Below are 20,172 nucleotides of genomic sequence, written 5' to 3'. Positions count from 1 at the left end.
AATCTTTAAGTCGCACGCCCTTTGTCGAGGCCTGCTCCAACATACTAAAGTCTCTAAGCCGGAGGGTTTTCATGGTTGATAGTAAGAAATTGATCCTCAGCATCCTGTTTTTCTACATCGCGATCCCGACCGCAAACAGTTCGTTTGCCCAAACAAAGGCGCAACTGCTCGAAGGCGCCAAAAAAGAGGGCGAGCTGATCCTCAGCTGGGGCACCGGCACCATGGGCGGTATCGAAGGCGCCGCCGAGATGGAAAAGGCTTTCAACAAAGCCTACGGCTTGAACCTGCCTTTCAAGTTTACCCCGGGACCGGCCATGCCGCAGTTTGCCAGCCGGGTCATTCAAGAGGCCAAGGCCGGCCAGCCGGCGTCGACTGATTTGTTTGTCGGCTCGGAGAATCACGTGGCGCGCATGCCGCTCAAAGGGTTTGAATGGAGCAAAGCGTTTCCCCATATCACCAAACCGATGATCGACTTCGACAACAAAGTCATCATCGTCACGACGCGCACACCGGGCTTTACCTACAATTCCAAAATGGTCGCCGGCAAAGACATTCCGCAGCGCGTCGAAGACGTGCTCAACCCAAAATGGAAAGGCAAGATCGCTTCGACGCCCTACGCCGCGTCGTTCGACCGCTTGTCGATGATCTGGGGCGAAGAAAAAACCACGGCGTTTCTCGGCAAGTTCGTCAAACAAGTCTCGGGTTTGATTCGCTGCGGCGAAGACGACCGCATCGCCGCCGGCGAATTTGCCATGCTGGTTTTTAACTGCGACTTGGCCGCGCCTCAAGAAGCGAAAGAGAAAGGCGGCCCCGTCGACGGCAACGTCTTCAAAGACGCCGGTATTCTGTCCTATTGGTATCTCACGGTGCCGAGCAACGCGCGCAATCCCAACGCCGCGGCGCTGCTGGCGGCTTTTCTGTTGACCAAAGAGGGCCAAGATATTCTCTACAAAACCGACCGCAGCAGCTCCCATTTGGTCAAAGGCACGCAGATGCAGCAGTTCGTTGCCGAACAGGAAAAGCGCGGCGTCAAGTTCACTTCCTATTCTGTCGCCGACGTGATCAAAAATTCCGAAGAGCACACGCGCATCCGGCAGAAGTTCCAAAAAATATTGGCCGGGAATTGACCGCGTAATCGAACTTGAAGGCATACGCCGATGATCAGCCGAGAGGAAAACCAACTACTGACGCAGACCGGGCCCGGCACGCCCTGCGGCGAACTGCTGCGCCGCTATTGGCAGCCGGTGGCGTTATCGGAGGAATTGAAAGCCGACGGTGCGCCGCTGGCGGTCACATTGATGAATGAAGAGTTGGTGATCTTTCGCGATGACAAAGGCCGCGTCGGCGTGCTCGATGCCCACTGCTGCCATCGCGGCGCCGACTTGAGTTACGGTCGGTTGGAAGACGGCGGGCTGCGCTGCATTTATCACGGCTGGCTTTACGACGTGACCGGCAAGATTCTCGAACAGCCCGGCGAACCGAATGGCGGCGAGCACCGCCATGACTTTTGCCAACCGTCGTTCCCCTGCCGGGAAGCCGGCGGCGTGATCTTCGCCTACATCGGCCCGGGGGAACCGCCGCTCTTGCCCAAGTACGAATTTCTCAACGTGCCCGACGACCACCGCTTCGTCTCGAAGATTCACCACTCGTGCAACTATCTGCAATCCAACGAGGGCAATATCGACCCGGTGCATCTGTCGTTTTTGCACCGCAATCTTGAAATGACCGAGTCCGACAAGAAGCGCCGCGTCACCGGCAGCGAGAGCTCGCCCAATTCGCTCTTCGGCGCCGATTTGGCGCCGCGCATCGAGCTCGAACTAACCGACTTCGGCGTGCGCATCTTCACGGTGCGCAACATCGCCGACGATCGGATCTATTTTCGCACGTCCAATTTCATCATGCCCAACTTCAGCACCTTTCCCGGCCAAACGGCGGCGGAAGGCTACTCAGTGAATTGGCATGTGCCCATCGACGATGAAAATCACTGGAAGTTCGTCATCGTCTTTAGCCGCGAGCGGCCGCTGGCGCGCGAGATGATGCTGCGCGGCCGCGACGAATTGACGGCGAACTATCACATGGTCCGCAACAAGGCCAATCGCTACCTGCAAGACCGCGAGTCGATGAAGAACAAATCCTTCAGCGGCATCGGCTACAACTTCCAGGCGCAGGACGCCTGCGTCATCGAAGGCGCCGGCGCCGTCCAAGACCGCAGCAAAGAACATCTGGTGTCGTCGGACAAAGCGATCGTCGCGGCGCGCAAGCTGCTGCTCAAGGGCATCGAAGACGTCAAGGCCGGGCGCGATCCGCTCCATGTCGTGCGCGATCCCAAAGCGAATCATTTCTCACACCTGGCGGTGATCTCGGAAGTGGCGCCGAAGTCGGCCGATATTCGCGCCATCGTGCAGGGAAAAATCAAACGGCAGAACGCGCCGGCGTGATCGCGAAAAGTCAACATCGACCGACTTTCCAAAGCGATTTCAACCTCCGACCCGTTCGCCCTGAGCTCAGTCGAAGGGCTCCGAAGAGTCTTACACGCTGTTAAGATATAGGACCCACCTGAACCCCGCCGCCGGACTCCTGGCCGCGATATTGTAAATCGTACAAGCGCGCGTACAACCCGCCCTGCGCAAGCAGCTCGTCGTGGCTGCCCTGCTCCCAGATTTCTCCTTTGTGAATGACCAGAATCCGGTCGGCGTTTTTGATCGTCGATAAACGATGGGCGATGATCAGCGCCGTGCGATTTTTCAGCAGCTCGTCCAAGGCGCGTTGAATCAAAATCTCCGTCTGTGTGTCCACCGAGCTGGTCGCTTCGTCCAAAATCAAAATGCCGGGATCGAACGCCAACGCGCGCGCGAAGGACAACAGCTGGCGCTGCCCCTGCGACAGCGTCGAGCCGCGCTCCTGCACTTCTTCTTTGAACTGATTGGGCAGTTTTTCGATGAACGGCGTGATCTGCGCCCGGCGCGCGGCGGCAAAGACTTGGTCTTCGGAAATACGCTCGTCGCCAAGCGAGATATTTTCCGCGACGTCGCCGGAAAATAGAAACACGTCCTGCAGTACCAATCCGAGATGGCGCCGCAGCTCCTGCTTGTTCCACTCGCGCACGTCGATGCCGTCGACACGAATGGCGCCGCGCTCGACGTCGTAGAAACGGCAGAGCGCCGAGATGATCGACGTCTTGCCGCCGCCGGTGGCGCCGACGAGAGCGATCTTTTCGCCGGGCCGGGCGCGAAACGACACGCCCTTGAGCACCGGCTCGCCCGGCCGATAGGAAAGCCACACATCGTCGAACTCCACTTCGCCGCGAAACGATTCGACGGTTTTCGGTCTGTCGGGATTGCCGATCGTCTCCGGCGTGTCGAGCAACGTGAAGATGCGCTCCGAAGAGGCCATCGCCGCCTGCATAATGTTGTATTTCTCGGCGAGATCGCGAATCGGCTGGTACATTCGCTGGATGTATTGAATGAACGCAACGAGCACGCCGGGCGCCACGGCATTTTGCAGCGTCAGCCCGCCGCCGTACCAGAGCAGCAGGCCGATGGTGACCGCACTAAAGATTTCCACCACCGGAAAGAAGATCGCGTTGTTGCGGATCGCCTGCAGCTGCACGCCGCGATAGCGCGTGTTGATCTCCTGGAAGCGACCGTACATTTTCGCTTCCTGACCGAAGGCCTGCACGGTGGCGACACCGGCAATGCTTTCCTGCAGACCGGCGTTGAGCTGCGCCAAGATCAGCCGGCTCTCGCGATAGACCTCGCGGGCGCGGCGTCGATAGAAGCGGCTGGCGTAGAGAATCACCGGGAACACGGCCAAACACACCAGGCCCAAACGCCAATCGAGCCAGAGCATCATCCCGGCGATACCGAAGACAATGCAAAGATCACCCAACAGGCCAACCACCCCCGTGCTGAAAAGCTCATTCAATGTCTCGACGTCGTTCACCGTGCGCGTCATCAGGCGGCCGAGCGGATTGCGGTCGAAGTAGGCCAAATCCTGCTTTTGCAGATGCGCAAAGATTTCCATGCGCAAGTCGTGCATGGCGCGCTGGCCGGTGTATTCGGTCGTGTAGGTTTGGACGAACAAGACGATGAAACCGAAAAAGACGTTGGCGAGATAGAAAAGCGCCATGCGGTCGAGCCCCGCTATATCGCTGTTGGCGATGTAGCCGTCGACCGCGACCTTGGTGATATACGGGCCGAGCAGCTGGCTGCCGGTTTGCAGCATCAAGAACGTGAACGAAACCGCCAAGAGCTTCCGGTACGGCTTCAAGTAGCGCAGAATGCGCGCCATCAAGCGCGCATCGTACGCCTTGCCCAGGATCTCGTCTTCGGGATGGACTTCGGTAGCCAAAATCTAAACCTCTTGGAACCAGATCGAGTTGCTACTCGCTTTTTCAAAGGGGGACACATACAGGCTGACTCCGAATTCCCCTCTTTGGAAAAGAGGGGCTAGGGGAGATTTGAGGGGTGCGGTGTGAGCGTTCATAATTTTCCACGGCTCGAGGAGAATTGAGGGGGCCTATTCCTGCGCGAGTAGACAATCTCCCCTTCCCCTCTTTTGCAAAGGGGGTAATCCAGATTCAAGAGTGTGCAACAAGCCCACCGTCGTGACTCATTACCTCCACCTCATGCGCCAACTGCTGCCGATGATAAAGCTCATAATAGGCGCCGCCCTGCGCCACCAGCTCGTCGTGCGTCCCTTGCTCGATGATTTTTCCGTCCTGTAAATAGATGATCATGTCCGCCGCGCGCACGGTCGAAACCCGATGCGAAATGAGCAGCGTCGTGCGCCCATGCATGAACTGCTTGAGCTCTTTGAGAATCTCTTCTTCGGTCTCGACGTCGACGCTGGAAAACGCGTCGTCAAGAATCAAGATCGGCGGGTTCTTGATGATCGCCCGCGCCAACGCGGTGCGCTGCTTTTGCCCGCCCGACAGGCGCACGCCGCGCTCGCCGACGATGGTGTCGAACTTTTCGCTAAACGACTGTATCGCCGGCAAAAGCTGCGCGATGCGCGACGCCTCTTCAACACCGGCGCCGCTGCCGTTTTCGGCGCCGAACTGAATATTTTCGCGGATCGTGCCGGAGAAAAGAAAGATATCCTGCGTCACCAGCCCGACGCCCGCCAAAAGTTGCTTGAGCGGCACCTGATTGACGTCGACACCGTCGATCAAAACGGTTTGCGGCGGCGGATCGTAGAGGCGCACGAGCATATTGACCAGCGTGCTCTTGCCGGAACCGGTGGCGCCGACGATACCGCAAATCTTCCCTGCGGGCACCGCCAGCGAGACATCGTGCAGCACCGGCGCACTGTGCTTATCGTAGGCGAAGGTCAAATGGCGAATCTCGATATTGCCCTTGAGCGCTGGGCGCGAGTCGGTTGTCGGCGCGGGCGCGAAACGCTGCGCCGGTGGCACGTCCAGCACTTCACCGAGACGGCTCAGCGCCGCGATGCCGCGCTGGTAGGAGTTCACCACATAGCCCACCGCCATCAGCGGCCACGCGAGCATCGCGAGATAGCCGTTGAACGCGACAAACTGGCCCAGCGTCATGGTGCCCGTGAGCACCTGCCTGCCGCCGTACCAGAGCACTATCGTCGCTGCGATGCCGGATAGCACCTGAATGAGCGGCCAAAAAATGCCCCAGAGCGTCGCCAGCCACATGGTTTTATGGCGATAGTCCAAACTGCGAGAACGGAACGCCGCGATCTGGTTTTGTTCTTGCGCGTAGGCCTGCACCACGCGCATGCCGGCGAGGTTTTCCTGCACGAAGGCGCTCATCTCGCTCAGCTGCTCTTGGGTCTCGTGCGACCAGCGAAAGATTCGCCGGCCGAAGACGCGCACGGCGACTGAGATCAGCGGCATCGAGCACATCGACCAGAGCGTCAGCCACGGATCGATGGCAATCATCATGGCGACGCTAAAGATAATCACCACCAGCGCGTCGACAATCGCCAGCGTGCCAAAACCGACCAGCTCACGGACCGCCTGGATGTCGTTGGTCAAGCGCGACATCAAGTCGCCGGTCTTGGTGTGTTGAAAATAGCTAACCGGCAGTTTTTGCAGATGGGAAAAAACCAGATCGCGCAGGTCGGCCTCGGAGCGGCGCGACATGCCGTTGATGTTGATGCGCCAGCAGTAGCGAAAAAATCCCTGCAGGCTGGCGGCCAGCAGGATCAGCAGCGGATATTTGAGCAGCGACGCGTCAGCGCCGTTTTTTTGCAGGGCGGTGTCGATGCCGCCCTTGATCAACCACGGCAGCGCCATCCCCGCCAAATCGGTGGCAATCAGCCCGAGAATGCCGAGGATGAGATAGCGGCGATAACGCTCGATGAGAAACCGAATGCGGCGATAATGGCGAAGAATCGGTCGGCCTTTCCATTAACTGCTTAGTCTTTCTTAACCCCGTGCGCGACCGCAACTTCAGCCCACTCCCCCGCCATCAATTTTTCCATCACCGCCGCCATGGCGCTGAGATCGACGCGCACCTGTTGCATGGTCACACGGTCGCGAATCGTAACCTTATTGTCGGCCGCCGATTTGTCGTCGCCGACGGTTTGCACGTCGACGGTCACACAAAACGGCGTGCCGACCTCGTCCTGGCGGCGATAGAGCCTACCTATGGACGCCGTGTCGTCGTAGACCGTGTGCCAGCGCTTACGCAGGTCGGCCATCAATTTTTTCGCGGTCTCGACAATCCGATCGTTTTTCTTCAGCAGCGGCAGCACGGCAATCTTGATCGGCGCCAGCTCAGGATGAAAATTCAGCACCACGCGCTTTTCGTTTTTCACTTCTTCTTCGCTGTAGGCATCGACCAGAAAGGCCAGCGTGCCGCGGTCGGCACCCGCCGAAGGTTCGATCACGTAGGGCACGATTTTTTGCTTCGATTCCTCGTCGAAATACTCCAGCGACTTGCCGCTGAACTGCGCGTGCTGCTTCAAATCGAAATCCGCGCGATTGGCGATACCTTCCAACTCGCTCCAACCCATTGGAAAGAGATACTCAATGTCCGCCGTGCGCTTGGCGTAGTGCGCCAGCTCGTCTTTATCGTGCTCGCGCAGACGGATGTTCTCCTTGCGCATGCCATATTTGGGATACCAGGCGAAGCGCTCGTCAAGCCAACGCTGATGCCACTCCTCGTCGGTGCCCGGCATGACGAAAAACTCGATCTCCATCTGCTCGAATTCTCGCGTGCGAAATGTAAAGTTGCCCGGCGTAATCTCGTTACGAAACGATTTACCGATCTGGGCGATGCCGAAGGGCAGCTTCATGCGCATCGATTGCAAGACGTTTTCGAAGTTGACGAAAATCCCCTGCGCGGTTTCCGGCCGCAGATAGGCCACCGCTGCATCATCCTCCACCGGCCCCATGAAGGTCTTGAACATGAGATTGAACAGCCGTGCTTCGGTGAGCTGGCACGCGTCATGCTGCCCGGGCCGTTTCGACGGCTTTTGCAGGCAATTTGCGTCCTCGAGTTTGTCGGCGCGAAACCGGCCCTTGCAAACTTTGCAATCGACCATCGGGTCGGTGAAGTGATCGAGATGACCGCTGGCTTTCCAGACCCGCGGGTGCATCAGGATGGAAGAATCGAGTCCCACCATGTCGGAGCGAAATTGCACGCAATCGCGCCACCAGGCGTGCTTGACGTTGTTCTTCAGCTCGACGCCCAGCGGCCCGTAGTCCCAACAGGAGCCCGTGCCGCCGTAAATTTCGCTCGATTGAAAAATAAACCCGCGCCGCTTGCACAGCGACACGATCTTGTCCATGTCGACCATCGCTCGTTCCTACCTAAGAATGAATCTCAACAATGTAATGGATAGGGGGGGAGGAGTCAAAAAGCGTCGACCGACGGGAAATGCGAGGCGAAGCCAGTCCGGTCGCGCTACAACCCGAGCATGTCCTGCATGCTATAAAGGCCGGGCTTTTTCTTTGCCAGCCACTGCGCGGCGCGGATAGCGCCGTGGGCGAAGGTGTCGCGGCTGTGGGCGCGGTGGATGAACTCCAGGCGCTCGCCGATGCCGCCAAAGATGACCGTGTGCTCGCCGACGATATCGCCGGCGCGAACGGACAGCAGCGCGATCTCTTTTTTCGAGCGCTCGCCGACAATGCCCTTGCGGCCGTTGAGACTTACCTTATCCAGATCGCGATCAAGCGCCTGCGCCACCGAACGACCGAGTGCTAGCGCCGTGCCGCTCGGCGCGTCTTTTTTGAAGCGGTGGTGCGCTTCGATGATCTCGACGTCGTAGTCGTCGCCGAGCATCTTGGCCGCTTTGCCAAGCAGTGAGACAAGTACGTTGACACCCAAGCTCGTGTTGGCAGACAGCAGAGTGGGAGTTTTTTTGGCAAGCCGCTGAATCTCCGCCAACTGCGAGGCATTGAAACCTGTGGTGGCGATCACCACCGGCGTTTTTACCTTCGCCGCAGCTTGTAGATAGCTCAATGACGCTTCGGGATTGGTAAAGTCGACCATCACCGTCTTCGAGTTGAGAAATGATTCGATGCGATCCGTGATCGCGACGCCGGCAGCGCCCGCACCGGAGCTCTCTCCGGCATCTTTGCCGAGCCGCGCACTGCCGGGCTTGTCGATCGCAGCGACGAGCTTGGCACCGGGGTGCTGTGAGAGTGCACGGATGACCGCGCCACCCATCCGCCCGCCGACGCCGCAGACGATGATGTTCAAGGGCATGGATTAGTGGAGCAATCCGAAATGGGTCATGCTCTCGCGCAATTTCTTGACGTTGCCTTCGGCCATCGCCGTCATTGGCAAGCGCAACTCGCCGGAGCATTTGCCCATCATGGCAAGCGCGGTCTTCACCGGGATCGGATTGGTTTCGATGAAAAGAGCGCGAATCAGCGGAATTAAATCGAACTGGATTTTTCGTCCTATGTTCCAGTCGCCCTTCAGACAGGCTTCCGTCAATTGCGCGGTTTGTTTGGGTGCGACGTTGGCGACGGTGGAAATCACCCCTTTGCCACCGAGCGTCATGAGCGAATAAATCAGCGAATCCTCGCCGGAATAAACCGCGAGCTTGTCACCGCAGAGGCGAATGACATCGATCGCCTGGTCCACCGAGCCGGTGGCTTCTTTCACGCCGGCGATATTTCCAATTTCCGCCATGCGCGCCAGCGTCTCCGGCTCAATCTTTGAGCCGGTGCGGCCAGGGATGTTGTAAACAATGATCGGAATACCGACTTCCGAGGCAACTTTTTTGTAGTGCTGGTAGATGCCTTCTTGAGTAGGCCGGTTGTAATACGGTGAAATCATCAGCGCGCCGCTGGCGCCGGAGCGCTCCGCCTCTTTGGTCAGGCGCACCGCTTCGTCCGTGGAATTGGACCCGGTGCCGGCGATCACCGGCACGCGTCCGCGCACGGACTTGATGACCGTGCGTATGACCTCGTCATGCTCGGCATGGCTGAGCGTGGCCGACTCGCCGGTCGTGCCGCACGGGACGATCCCATGGGTGCCGTTTTGAACATGAAATTCGACCAGGCTTTCCAAGCTCTGCCAATCGACTTTGTCGTTCTTGAACGGCGTGACTAATGCGACCATCGAACCGGTAAACATAACGACTCCTAAACCTTCACGCTCCCGTGAAAAACCTCTTCCGCGCCTCCCGTCATATAAACCCGATTATTGCTCTCGCGCCACTCAATGGAAAGATCGCCGCCCTTGAGATGCAGCGTCAGCTGACGATCGGTCTTGCCAGCTAAGACTCCCGCCACCGCCACGGCCGAAGCGCCGGTACCGCATGCCCAGGTTTCCCCTGCACCGCGCTCCCAGACGCGCATGTTCACTTCGTCACGCTTCAAGACTTTGATGAACTCGGTATTCACCCTTTTGGGAAAGAAAGCATGGTGCTCGAAGCGCGGCCCGATTTTTTCCAGATCGAGGGAATCGATGTCGTCGAGATAAAGCACACAGTGCGGGTTGCCCATGGACACGCAGGTGACCGTGTAGGTCTTGCCGTCAACAGTCAGCGGACGGTTGACAATCTGGCCGTCGGCATCCGCCGGAATTTTGCGGCCATCGAGAATTGGCTCGCCCATGTCGACTTCGACAAGCTCACCAACGATGCGCGGGCGAATGATGCCCGCCAAGGTTTCAACCTCGAGCTCGCGCTTTTTGGTAATGCCATGATCGTAGACGTACTTGGCAAAGCAGCGAATACCGTTGCCGCACATCTCCACCTGGCTGCCGTCGGCGTTGTAGATCTCCATCTTGAAGTCGGCGACCTTGGACGCGTGCACCGTCAAAAGCTGATCTGCACCGATGCCGAAGCGGCGGTCGCAAAGTTTCTTTGCAACGGCTTCGAGCGAGCCATAGTCCTGCTTCAGGCAATCGAGGAAAACAAAATCATTGCCTGCGCCATGCATTTTTGTGAAGAGGATTTCCATGGGGACCTTCGGTCCAGTTTCGAGTTTCGTGTTCCGAGTTACGGGTTTTCGCTCAGTTGATAGCCTCTGATTCGTGTTGAAACAGCGAACCGACTTCTCAAACGCTAAAGGTTTGTTACTGCAGCGTTGCCGGTATCACCTCGCCATTGATCAAGTCATCGAAAGTCTCGCGCTTGCGCACCACGTAATACTTGTCGCCGTCGACCAACACTTCGGGCGGCTTGGGATGCGAATTATAATTCGACGCCATGGTAAAACCGTAGGCGCCGGCGCTCATCACCGAAAGCAGATCGCCGCGCTGCGGCCGGGCGATCTCGCGGTCGTGGGCGAAGAAGTCACCGGTCTCACAGATAGGTCCGACGACGTCGGCGGTGATTCTCTCCGCCCTCGACTCGGCCACCGGCTTGATCGCCATGAATGAGCCGTACAGCGCCGGACGAATCAGATCGTTCATGCCGGCGTCGATGATGACAAACTTTTTCGTATCCGTCTCTTTGATGTACTGCACTTCCGTCAAGAGCACGCCGGCATTGCCGACGATTACGCGGCCCGGCTCCAGCACCAGAGTCACATCCAACCCGTCCAGGCCTTTGATAATCGCGCTGGCGTATTCGTCCGGCAGCGGTGGTTTCTCATCGTTATAGTTGATGCCCAAGCCGCCGCCCAGGTCGAGATATTTGATCTGCGCCCCTTCTTTTTTCATCTCACCGACTAAGACACGGTCGAGATATTCGCGGACTTTGGCCAGCGCATCGACGAAGGGCGTCACCGAAGTCAACTGCGAGCCGATGTGGCAGTCGACGCCGACGACGTCGATATTTTTCATCGCCACCGCTTTCTTGTAGGTGTCGATGGATTTTTTGATATCGACGCCGAACTTGGCCTTCTTCATGCCGGTGGAAATATACGGATGGGTCTGCGGATCGACGTCGGGGTTGACGCGCAAACTGATCGGCGCCTTCTTGCCAATGCCGGCGGCAATCTCGTTCAACGCTGCAAGCTCATGCTCGGACTCGACGTTGAACATCAGAATGCTGCTATTGAGGGCGTACTCAATTTCATCTTTTTTCTTGGCGACGCCCGAGAAGACGATCTTCTTGGGATCGGCGCCTACTTTCAAAGCGCGAAACAGCTCGCCGCCCGAAACGATGTCAAAGCCGCTACCCTGCTTGGCGAAGGCGCGCAGCAAAGCGAGATTGGAATTCGCTTTGATGGAAAAACAGACGATATGCGGCACCTTGGCAAACGCTTGGTCAAAGACGTTGTAATGGCGCTTGAGCGTGGCCAGGCTGTAGACATAAGCCGGCGTGCCGACCTCTTTGGCGATGCGTTTAAGCGGAACCTCTTCCGCGAACATTTCGCCGTTGCGATATTCGAAATGGTTCATTAAGGACCTCGGACTATTTCAATTTCGTTGGACGGCTCGCCCAGCGTGCCGTCGGTTAGCTGCGACGTGACACGATAACGGTAGACCGACTTAGGCTGCACATTGGCGTCGACAAAACGGTACTGCCGCTGTTTGGCGAACTTGTCGCGATCTTCGACGGATACGGTGGTCAACTGCCGATAGGGCACCGGGCAGTCCAGGCAGTTCTGGGGGAGATCCTTGCGGAAAATCACAAAGCTCGCCAGATCTTTGAGCTCACGGCCGTCGACATATTGCGAAGGCCGATTCCATGAAAGACTTATGCCGTCCGCAGCGCTTTGAGCGCGCAAATTGGTGATGCGCTCCGGTGCCGCCAGCTCAGGTGCGCGCGGATCGGCTTTTTTACCGCAGCCGCCGGCGAACAACGCTAATGCAAGGGCCCACACAAATATTCTCATCTACGCCCCCAACTCCTTCAGGCGACGCAATACATTGGCGCGCGCCGTGCCCCCCAGCGAACGGCGCCGCTGCACCATCGCTTCCGCCGAGAGATAACCGTAAACGTCTTTGGCGAACTTAGCAGAAAATGCTTGGAGTTCCGAGAGCGGCAGCTCCTCGATGCGCCGCCGCTGCGCAATGCAGTGCTGCACCACGCGGCCGGCCACTGCGTGGGCCTCGCGAAACGGCACACCGCGCGGCACCAGGTAGTCGGCCAAATCCGTGGCATTCATGAAGCCGTCGCGCACTGCTGCCAGCATGTTGCCGCGCCGCACTTTCATGCCGCCGACGATCTCCGCCATCAGCTGCAAACAGGTTTTCACCGTGTCGACGGTGTCGAACAGCGGCAGCTTGTCCTCTTGTAGATCTCGGTTATACGCCAGCGGCAAGCCCTTCATGATCGTCAAGAGCGCGTTGAGATGGCCGAAGACCCGGCCAGTTTTGCCGCGAATCAACTCCGGCACATCGGGATTTTTTTTCTGCGGCATCATCGAGCTGCCGGTGCAGTAGCGATCGGGCAGCTCGACAAACGAAAACTCCTGACTCGACCAGAGAATCAGCTCTTCGGAAAGCCGGCTCAGGTGGACGAAGAGAATCGAGCTGGCGGCGAGAAACTCTAAAATAAAATCGCGATCGCTGACCGCGTCGATGCTATTGGGCGCCACACGCGGGAAACTCAGCAGCTGCGCCACGTAGTTGCGGTCGATGGGGTGGGTCGTGCCCGCCAGCGCGCCGGCGCCGAGCGGCAATACATTCGTGCGCTCGCGGCAATCTGCAAAGCGCGCGCGATCGCGCGCGAACATGTCGTGATAGGCCAGCAAGTGATGGGCGAACAACACCGGCTGCGCCCGCTGCAAATGGGTATAGCCCGGCATGATGACATCGATATTGCGCTTAGCAGCGCCGGCAAACGCCTGGCACAGCCGGCCCAAGCTTGCACCGATCTGCGCCAACTCTTCCCGCAGGAAGAGCCGCATATCGAGCGCCACCTGATCGTTGCGGCTGCGCGCCGTATGCAGCTTGCCGCCGGCGGCGCCGATTTTTTCGGTGAGCCGGCGCTCGATGTTCATGTGCACATCTTCGTCGGCCTGCGAGAACTTGAAGCGGCCCGACTCGATTTCCTGCTGCACGGCTTTTAAGCCGCGGACAATCTGCGCCGCTTCGCTGGATTTGATAATGCGCTGCTTGGCCAACATCTTCGCATGGGCGATGCTGCCCTCGATATCATGGCGATAGAGCCGCGAGTCGATATCGACCGAGGCGGTAAACGCCTCGACCGCATCGCTAGTCGCAGCCGTAAAGCGGCCGCCCCAAAGCTTTTTGGGCCGCGCCGCACGGCGGACCCCGCCTATTTTAGATTTTGGATTTTGGATTTTGGATTTCACGGAGGCATCTGCCAAGGGGTGGGGGTGGGATGCGCGTTCTCAGGGTTTTTAATCTTGAATTTTTACTTTTTACTTCGACTTTTCGCGATTTTTTGCAATCGCAGCCGCAGCGCATTCAAGCGAATGAAACCATCCGCATCCGCCTGCCGGTAGACCTGATCGGCCTCGAAGGTCGCGATATCGGGATCGTAGAGCGAGTACTCCGACTTTCTTCCGGCAACCATCACGTTGCCTTTGTAAAGCTTTAGCCGCACGCGCCCGGTGACGTTGGCTTGCGCCGCATCGATGGCGCGCTGCAGCACTTCGCGCTCCGGCGCAAACCAGTAGCCGTAGTAAATCATTTCGGCGTAGCGCGGGATCAGCGAGTCGCGCAGCCGCAACACTTCGCGGTCCAGGGTGATCGACTCGAGCGCTCGGTGCGCGGTGTGCAGGATCGTCCCGCCGGGAGTTTCGTAGACGCCGCGCGATTTCATGCCAACGTAGCGGTTCTCCACGAGATCCACACGGCCGACGCCATGCTTGGCGCCAATGTCGTTCAAGCGCGCCAGCAAATTCGCCGGCGAGAGTTTGCGGCCGTTGACGGCGACGGGGTTGCCGCGCAGATAATCGATCTCGACATACTCCGGACGGTTGGGCGCTTTCTCGACCGATTGACACCAGACGAACATGTCCGCCGGCGGCTCCGACCACGGGTCTTCGAGAATGCCGCCTTCGTAGCTAATGTGAAACAGGTTGCGGTCGGTGCTGTAGGGCTTGGCTTTGGTCACCGGCACCGGAATGTTGTGTTTCTTGGCGTAGTCGATCAGCGTCGAGCGCGCGTTCAGAGTCCATAACCGCCAAGGCGCAATGACTTTGATGCCTGGCTTCAGCGCGTAATAGGTCAGCTCGAAGCGCACTTGATCGTTGCCCTTGCCGGTGGCGCCGTGCGACACCGCATCGGCTTTTTCTTTTTGCGCGACGTCAATCTGCCCCTTGGCGATCAACGGCCGGGCAATCGAAGTTCCCAACAGATACGATCCTTCATACACTGCGTTAGCGCGCAGCATCGGAAAGACGTAATCTTTGACAAACTCCTCGCGCAAATCGCCAATGACCACTTTGCTGGCGCCGGTCTTGAATGCTTTTTCGCGCACCGCGCGCAGATCTTCGCCCTGGCCCAGGTCGGCGCAAAAGGCGACGACCTCGCAGCCGTACTCCTCGATCAACCAACGCAAAATCACCGAAGTATCCAACCCACCCGAGTAGGCGAGCACCACTTTCTTGACGTTCATGCTGTCTACTTATTCCCTCAATTATTCTAAGAATCAGAGCCGTGCGGTTAATGGTGTCGGAACGAAGTTTAAGCCGATCCAACCCGGAACTCGAAACTCGCAACCCGAAACCAATCTCACCCCTGCAGCAACCAAACCATGATCGCCTTCTGCACATGCAAGCGATTTTCCGCTTGATCGAAGGCGATCGACTGCGGCCCCTCCAAAACTTCGTGGGTGATTTCTTGGCCGCGGTGGGCCGGCAAGCAGTGCATCACCACCGCGTCTTTCTTGGCCATGGCCACCGTCTTGGCGTTGACTTGATAATCGCGAAACGCCAGCGCGCGCTCGATCGCCTCGCGCTCTTGGCCCATGCTCGCCCACACGTCGGTGTAAACGACGTCGGCGCCCGCCAGCGCCTCTTCGATCGACTGGGTGATCAGAACCTTGGCGCCGTGGGCGCGCGCCTCTTCGACGATCTTGACCGACGGCTCGTACCCCTTCGGGCAGGCCAGCGCAAAGGAGATCGGCAGTTTTTCACAGGCATCGATCCATGAATGGACGATGTTGTTGCCGTCGCCGATAAACGCTACTTTCAATCCGTCCAGACTACCTTTGTGCTCGATCAACGTCATGCAGTCGGCCAGCACCTGGCAGGGGTGCGACTCATCGGACAACGCGTTGATCACCGGCACGGTGGCGTAGTTGGCCATCTCGACCAGCGTCTCCTGAGAAAAGGTTCGCACCGTGATGATATCGACCCAGCGGCTCAAGCTGCGCGCGCAATCCGCCGGGGTTTCGCGCACGCCAAGCTGAACCTCATTGGGCCCCAGAAACACCGCGTGGCCGCCCAACTGGACCATGCCCGCTTCGAATGTCACCCGCGTGCGCAAACTGGGTTTTTCAAAAATCATCGCCAAGCAGCGATGCGCCAGCAGCGGGTGCGCAATGCCGCTTTTGAGCTGGTGCTTCAGGTCCGCGGCCAGCCGAAAAATCGCCTCGATGTCGGCGCGGCTCAGCCGGTGGTAGTTGAGCAAATCTTTTTTTGCCATGAAATCTCGCTGCGCGACGGTTAAATACGCGCCAGCACTCTTTCTAGAATTGCCAACCCGCGATCGATTTCTTTGTTGGTAATCGTCAACGGTGGCACGAAGCGCAAGATCTTGTACGCCGTGCAGTTGAGCAATAGCCCCTCTTTCATGCATTCGTCGACAATTTTCGCCCCTTCGATGTCGAGCTCCAAGCCAAGAATCAGCCCCTTGCCGCGCACGCCGCGTACAAATGGGAACTTGTCTTTGAATTTTTCCAGAGCGTGAGCGAAATACTTACCGGTCTTGATGCTGCTTCTGAGCACACCGCCGGTTATCAACGTCCGCATCACTGCCAACGCGGCGCTGCAAGCCAATGGGTTGCCACCAAAGGTCGAGGCGTGGCTGCCGGGACCGAAACTCTTGGCGACTTTCTCGCGCGCCAGCATCGCTCCCATCGGCACACCGCCCGCCAACGCTTTGGCCAGGGTCATGATGTCGGGAGCAACGCCGAAATGCTCGTAGCCAAAGAGCTTGCCGGTGCGCCCCATGCCGGTCTGCACTTCGTCGAAAATCAGCAAGATGGCGCGCCGATCGCACAGATCACGCAGCCCTTTCATGTAGGCGTCGTCCGGCACATGAACGCCGCCTTCGCCTTGGATCGGCTCGATCATGATACCGACGGTCTTGTTTGCATCGATGGCGTCCTCGGCGGCGGCCAGATCGTTGTAGGGGATCTGCCGGAAGCCCGCCGGCAGCGGATCGTAGCCGGCGCGAACTTTCTCTTGACCGGTGGCCGTCAGCGTCGCCAGCGTGCGCCCATGAAAAGAATTCTGCGCCGTTAGGATTTCATGTTTGCCGCCCAGGTGCTCGCCGCCGTAGCGGCGCGCCAGCTTGATGGCCGCTTCGTTGGCTTCGGCGCCGCTATTGCAAAAGAACACGCGGTCGGCAAACGAGTGGCGGCACAGCTCACGCGCCAGCTCGGACTGCGGTGGAATATGGTAGAGATTAGAAACGTGAATCAGCGTCTTGGCTTGCTGCTGGATCGCCCGCACCACCGCCGGGTGGCAATGGCCGAGGCTATTGACCGCGATACCGGCGAGAAAGTCGATGTACTCTTTGCCGTCGGCGTCCCAGACGCGCGCGCCTTTGCCGCGCACGAGCGCGATCGGATAACGTCCGTAGGTTTGCGCGACATATTGATCGGTGAGCTTGGCGACATCGCGGTTCTTCATCATTTCCGCACCACTTCCGTCCCGACTCCCTGCTTGGTAAAGGCTTCGAGCAGCACGGCGTGCTTTACGCGGCCATCGATGATGTGAGTCTTCTCGACGCCGCCCTTGAGCGCTTCCATGCAGCATTCGACTTTGGGGATCATGCCCGAGGCGATAACACCGTCCTCGATCATCTTTTTCGCTTGATTGACTTTGAGCGTGCTCAAGAGCTCGCCCTTCTTGTCTTTGACACCGGCAACATCCGTCATGAGTATTAGCTTCTCGGCATGCAGCGCTTCGGCGATTTCGCCGGCGACCAAATCGGCGTTGATATTGTAGGTCTCGCCCTCGCGCCCGGCTCCCACCGGTGCGATCACGGGGATAAATTTGTTCTGATCGAGCGACTCGATGATCAGCGGATTGATGCCAATGATTTCCCCGACCATGCCGATATCGATGATTTCGGGCGGCGCGCCGTTCTCAGAGACGGTCACGTTCATTTTGCGCGCGACTACGAGGCTGCCGTCTTTGCCGCTCAAGCCCACCGCCATACCGCCATGTTTGTTGATGAGCATGACAATCTCTTTATTGAGCTTGCCAACCAACACCATCTCGACAATGTCGAGCGTCTGCTGATCGGTCACGCGCATGCCGCGGACAAACTGGCTCTTGATGCCCATCTTGACCAGCACTTCGTCGATCTGCGGGCCGCCGCCGTGGACCACCACCGGATTGACGCCGACGTACTTGAGCAAGACGATGTCCTGGGCAAAGCTCGCTTTGAGCTCTTCGTCAATCATGGCGTTGCCGCCATATTTTATGACGAATGTCTTCCCATAAAAGCGCCGAATGAACGGCAGCGCTTCCATAAGAACTTCTGCTTTGCCGATAAAATCTTCCATGGTCAGCGGTCGTTTCGAGTTTCGTGTTCCAGGTTTCGCACTGCCAATCGCTCCAACAGCCAAAACGGCGCGCCAGCGGCGCGCTCCATTTTACAACTGGAACTTTGAACGTTGAACTAGAGGATATAGCGCGAGAGGTCTTCGTTTTTCAAGATCGGCGCCAGGCGGTCTTTGACGTATTGGGCGTCGATGGCGACATTCTTGCCGGGCATCTCCGGTGCCGTAAAGGAAACCTCGTCGAGCAATCGTTCAAGAATGGTGTGGAGCCGGCGCGCACCGATGTTTTCCGTGCGCTCGTTCACGTCGGCAGCGATGCGCGCGATCTCTTCGATCGCGTCATCGCCGAAACTCAAGTGAACTTTTTCGGTTTCGAGCAACGCGGCATATTGGCGAATGAGCGCGTTTTTCGGCTCGGTCAATATCCGCACGAAATCGTCTTTGCCCAGCGGCGAAAGCTCGACGCGAATCGGAAAACGGCCCTGAAATTCAGGAATCAGATCGGAGGGCTTGGCGGTGTGAAAAGCGCCCGAAGCGACGAAGAGAATATGATCGGTTTTCACCATGCCGTACTTGGTGTTGACTGTGGAACCTTCCACGATTGGCAAGAGATCGCGCTGCACGCCTTCGCGCGAAACGTCCGGGCCGTGGCTCGACTCCCGCCCGGCGATCTTGTCGATCTCGTCCAAAAAAACGATGCCCGATTGCTCGACCCGGCGCACGGCCTCCGCCGTCACTTTGTCCATATCGATCAGCTTGGCCGCTTCTTCCTGGGTGAGAATCTCCATCGCCTCGGGAATTTTGGCGGTCTTCTTTTTGGTTTTCTTCGGCAGCATGTTGGAGAACATCTCTTTCAAGTTGAACTCCATGCCTTCCATGCCCTGCGGCGTCATCACTTCGATCATCGGCATCATGTTCTGTGTCATCTCGATGTCGACGAAGCGATCGTCCAGCTTGCCGTCGCGCAGCATTTTTTTGAACTTCTCCCGCGTCCCCTGCAGACGCGGCGCGTCGATCGCTTCGCCATCGCCGCTCTCGCTCGAGCTGGACGGCAGCAAAAGATCCAAGATGCGTTCCTCGGCAATTTCCCGGGCGCGAATTTCGACCTTTTTCTTCTCCTCTTCTTTCACCATGTTGACCGCCAGATCGGTCAAATCGCGAATGATCGATTCGACATCGCGTCCGACGTAACCCACTTCGGTAAACTTGGAAGCTTCGACTTTGATAAAAGGCGCCTGCGCCAGCTTGGCCAGGCGGCGGGAAATTTCGGTTTTGCCCACGCCCGTCGGTCCGATCATGATGATGTTTTTCGGCGCAATCTCGTCGCGCAGGTCCTCCGGCACCAGTTGCCGGCGCCAGCGATTGCGCAGCGCAATCGCCACGGCCCGCTTCGCATCCTTCTGTCCGACGATGTAACGGTCGAGCTCTGAAACGATTTCCCGAGGTGTCATCACCGGCGCAGGGGAAGAACCCGCGTCGAGCGGAATTATTTTTGCTACATCGTTCATGAGAATAGGATAACACCTAGCAAGTTCGCCAGGAAATGCAATCAATTCGGCACCGTAGGCGCGCCTACGGCAATTGCTCAAAGGTGAGCTGCGAATTGGTGTAAATGCAGATGTCCGCCGCCTGGCGCATCGCCTCTTCGGCGATGGCACGGGCGTCGAGCTGAGAGTGTTTGACGAGCACCCGCGCGGCGGCCAGCGCATAGTTGCCACCGGAGCCGATGGCGATCACGCCATCGTCCGGCTCGATCACATCGCCGCTGCCCGAGATCACCAGCAAATCGTTGACGTCCGCGATGATCAACAGCGCCTCAAGACGGCGCAGCATGCGGTCAGTGCGCCAATCTTTGGCCAATTCGACCGCCGCGCGCTTGAGATTACCGTTGAACTGTTCGAGCTTGCCTTCGAACTTTTCGAACAACGTAAACGCATCCGCCGTCGCGCCGGCAAAACCGGCAATGACTTTGTCATGATAAAGCTTGCGCACCTTGCGAGCGCTGCGCTTCATCACCGTCTGGCCAAGGCTTACCTGCCCGTCGCCGACGACGACGACTTTACCGTTGTGTTTGATCGCTAATATGGTTGTGCCGTGGAACATTGTTCGATTCCTTAGCCGTTAAGCCACTAGCAGAGT

17 protein-coding genes are annotated in these 20,172 nt (G+C 58.1%); 2 read left to right on the top strand and 15 right to left on the bottom strand.

The window, feature by feature from the left end; genetic code table 11:
• Positions 1-71: 71 nt before the first annotated feature.
• Positions 72-1,127 carry an extracellular solute-binding protein gene (locus tag FJ145_12815; protein MBM4262295.1) on the top strand — a complete coding sequence of 352 codons (1,056 nt, stop codon included), beginning with the start codon at positions 72-74 and terminating at the stop codon, positions 1,125-1,127.
• 30 nt (positions 1,128-1,157) lie between these two features.
• Positions 1,158-2,438 carry a Rieske 2Fe-2S domain-containing protein gene (locus FJ145_12810; protein MBM4262294.1) on the top strand — a complete coding sequence of 427 codons (1,281 nt, stop codon included), beginning with the start codon at positions 1,158-1,160 and terminating at the stop codon, positions 2,436-2,438.
• Positions 2,439-2,538: 100 nt separating this feature from the next.
• Here FJ145_12810 and FJ145_12805 read toward each other — a convergent pair whose 3' ends face one another.
• From FJ145_12805 to hslV, 15 genes are all read right to left on the bottom strand, one after another.
• The gene (locus FJ145_12805; GenBank protein ID MBM4262293.1) at positions 2,539-4,353 is read right to left on the bottom strand and encodes an ABC transporter ATP-binding protein; all 1,815 of its coding nucleotides are present in this window, start codon (positions 4,351-4,353) and stop codon (positions 2,539-2,541) included.
• A 226-nt stretch (positions 4,354-4,579) separates the two neighbouring features.
• On the bottom strand, positions 4,580-6,265 hold the full coding sequence (locus FJ145_12800; GenBank protein ID MBM4262292.1) for an ABC transporter ATP-binding protein: 1,686 nt from the start codon (positions 6,263-6,265) through the stop codon (positions 4,580-4,582).
• Positions 6,266-6,387: 122 nt separating this feature from the next.
• Entirely contained in the window at positions 6,388-7,773 is a 1,386-nt protein-coding gene (locus tag FJ145_12795; GenBank protein ID MBM4262291.1) for a glycine--tRNA ligase, read from the bottom strand.
• A 107-nt stretch (positions 7,774-7,880) separates the two neighbouring features.
• Positions 7,881-8,684: a 4-hydroxy-tetrahydrodipicolinate reductase gene (gene dapB / locus FJ145_12790; GenBank protein MBM4262290.1), complete on the bottom strand. Its 804-nt coding sequence runs from the start codon at positions 8,682-8,684 to the stop codon at positions 7,881-7,883.
• A 3-nt stretch (positions 8,685-8,687) separates the two neighbouring features.
• Positions 8,688-9,563, bottom strand: a complete 876-nt coding sequence (locus tag FJ145_12785; GenBank protein ID MBM4262289.1) for a 4-hydroxy-tetrahydrodipicolinate synthase — start codon at positions 9,561-9,563, stop codon at positions 8,688-8,690.
• A gap of 8 nt (positions 9,564-9,571) precedes the next feature.
• A complete protein-coding gene (locus tag FJ145_12780) occupies positions 9,572-10,393 on the bottom strand; it encodes a diaminopimelate epimerase (protein MBM4262288.1) in 822 nt (273 codons plus the stop codon).
• Positions 10,394-10,508: 115 nt separating this feature from the next.
• On the bottom strand, positions 10,509-11,780 hold the full coding sequence (gene lysA, locus FJ145_12775) for a diaminopimelate decarboxylase (protein MBM4262287.1): 1,272 nt from the start codon (positions 11,778-11,780) through the stop codon (positions 10,509-10,511).
• Positions 11,780-12,217, bottom strand: a complete 438-nt coding sequence (locus FJ145_12770) for a hypothetical protein (protein MBM4262286.1) — start codon at positions 12,215-12,217, stop codon at positions 11,780-11,782. Before FJ145_12770 ends, lysA begins: the two co-directional genes overlap by 1 nt.
• Positions 12,218-13,609 (bottom strand): argininosuccinate lyase, encoded by a 1,392-nt coding sequence (argH, locus tag FJ145_12765; GenBank protein MBM4262285.1) that lies wholly within the window; start codon positions 13,607-13,609, stop codon positions 12,218-12,220.
• A 95-nt stretch (positions 13,610-13,704) separates the two neighbouring features.
• Positions 13,705-14,913 (bottom strand): argininosuccinate synthase, encoded by a 1,209-nt coding sequence (locus FJ145_12760; protein ID MBM4262284.1) that lies wholly within the window; start codon positions 14,911-14,913, stop codon positions 13,705-13,707.
• A gap of 116 nt (positions 14,914-15,029) precedes the next feature.
• On the bottom strand, positions 15,030-15,944 hold the full coding sequence (argF, locus tag FJ145_12755) for an ornithine carbamoyltransferase (protein MBM4262283.1): 915 nt from the start codon (positions 15,942-15,944) through the stop codon (positions 15,030-15,032).
• Between the two features lie 20 nt (positions 15,945-15,964).
• The gene (locus tag FJ145_12750; protein ID MBM4262282.1) at positions 15,965-17,155 is read right to left on the bottom strand and encodes an acetylornithine transaminase; all 1,191 of its coding nucleotides are present in this window, start codon (positions 17,153-17,155) and stop codon (positions 15,965-15,967) included.
• On the bottom strand, positions 17,155-18,036 hold the full coding sequence (gene argB / locus FJ145_12745; protein MBM4262281.1) for an acetylglutamate kinase: 882 nt from the start codon (positions 18,034-18,036) through the stop codon (positions 17,155-17,157). Before argB ends, FJ145_12750 begins: the two co-directional genes overlap by 1 nt.
• A gap of 116 nt (positions 18,037-18,152) precedes the next feature.
• A complete protein-coding gene (hslU, locus tag FJ145_12740) occupies positions 18,153-19,484 on the bottom strand; it encodes an ATP-dependent protease ATPase subunit HslU (GenBank protein ID MBM4262280.1) in 1,332 nt (443 codons plus the stop codon).
• Positions 19,485-19,605: 121 nt separating this feature from the next.
• Complete coding sequence (hslV, locus tag FJ145_12735; protein MBM4262279.1) at positions 19,606-20,136, bottom strand: ATP-dependent protease subunit HslV; 531 nt, start codon at positions 20,134-20,136, stop codon at positions 19,606-19,608.
• Between the last annotated feature and the right edge of the window lie 36 nt (positions 20,137-20,172).

It is taken from the genome of Deltaproteobacteria bacterium (assembly GCA_016874755.1).
GTDB lineage: Bacteria > Desulfobacterota > Binatia > UBA9968 > UBA9968 > DP-20.
The sequence above is the reverse complement of the archived record's forward strand: the minus strand, read 5'-3'. Positions and strand labels throughout refer to the sequence as shown.

Bases quoted from the DNA above. Each gene is read 5' to 3' on its own strand.
- FJ145_12815 (MBM4262295.1), top strand. From the start codon at position 72: ATGGTTGATAGTAAGAAATTGATCCTCAGCATCCTGTTTTTCTACATC.
- FJ145_12810 (MBM4262294.1), top strand. From the start codon at position 1,158: ATGATCAGCCGAGAGGAAAACCAACTACTGACGCAGACCGGGCCCGGC.
- FJ145_12800 (MBM4262292.1), bottom strand. From the start codon at position 6,265: ATGGCGCTGCCGTGGTTGATCAAGGGCGGCATCGACACCGCCCTGCAA.
- FJ145_12795 (MBM4262291.1), bottom strand. From the start codon at position 7,773: ATGGTCGACATGGACAAGATCGTGTCGCTGTGCAAGCGGCGCGGGTTT.
- dapB (MBM4262290.1), bottom strand. From the start codon at position 8,684: ATGCCCTTGAACATCATCGTCTGCGGCGTCGGCGGGCGGATGGGTGGC.
- FJ145_12785 (MBM4262289.1), bottom strand. From the start codon at position 9,563: ATGTTTACCGGTTCGATGGTCGCATTAGTCACGCCGTTCAAGAACGAC.
- FJ145_12780 (MBM4262288.1), bottom strand. From the start codon at position 10,393: ATGGAAATCCTCTTCACAAAAATGCATGGCGCAGGCAATGATTTTGTT.
- lysA (MBM4262287.1), bottom strand. From the start codon at position 11,780: ATGAACCATTTCGAATATCGCAACGGCGAAATGTTCGCGGAAGAGGTT.
- FJ145_12770 (MBM4262286.1), bottom strand. From the start codon at position 12,217: ATGAGAATATTTGTGTGGGCCCTTGCATTAGCGTTGTTCGCCGGCGGC.
- FJ145_12760 (MBM4262284.1), bottom strand. From the start codon at position 14,913: ATGAACGTCAAGAAAGTGGTGCTCGCCTACTCGGGTGGGTTGGATACT.
- argF (MBM4262283.1), bottom strand. From the start codon at position 15,944: ATGGCAAAAAAAGATTTGCTCAACTACCACCGGCTGAGCCGCGCCGAC.
- FJ145_12750 (MBM4262282.1), bottom strand. From the start codon at position 17,155: ATGAAGAACCGCGATGTCGCCAAGCTCACCGATCAATATGTCGCGCAA.
- argB (MBM4262281.1), bottom strand. From the start codon at position 18,036: ATGGAAGATTTTATCGGCAAAGCAGAAGTTCTTATGGAAGCGCTGCCG.
- hslU (MBM4262280.1), bottom strand. From the start codon at position 19,484: ATGACACCTCGGGAAATCGTTTCAGAGCTCGACCGTTACATCGTCGGA.
- hslV (MBM4262279.1), bottom strand. From the start codon at position 20,136: ATGTTCCACGGCACAACCATATTAGCGATCAAACACAACGGTAAAGTC.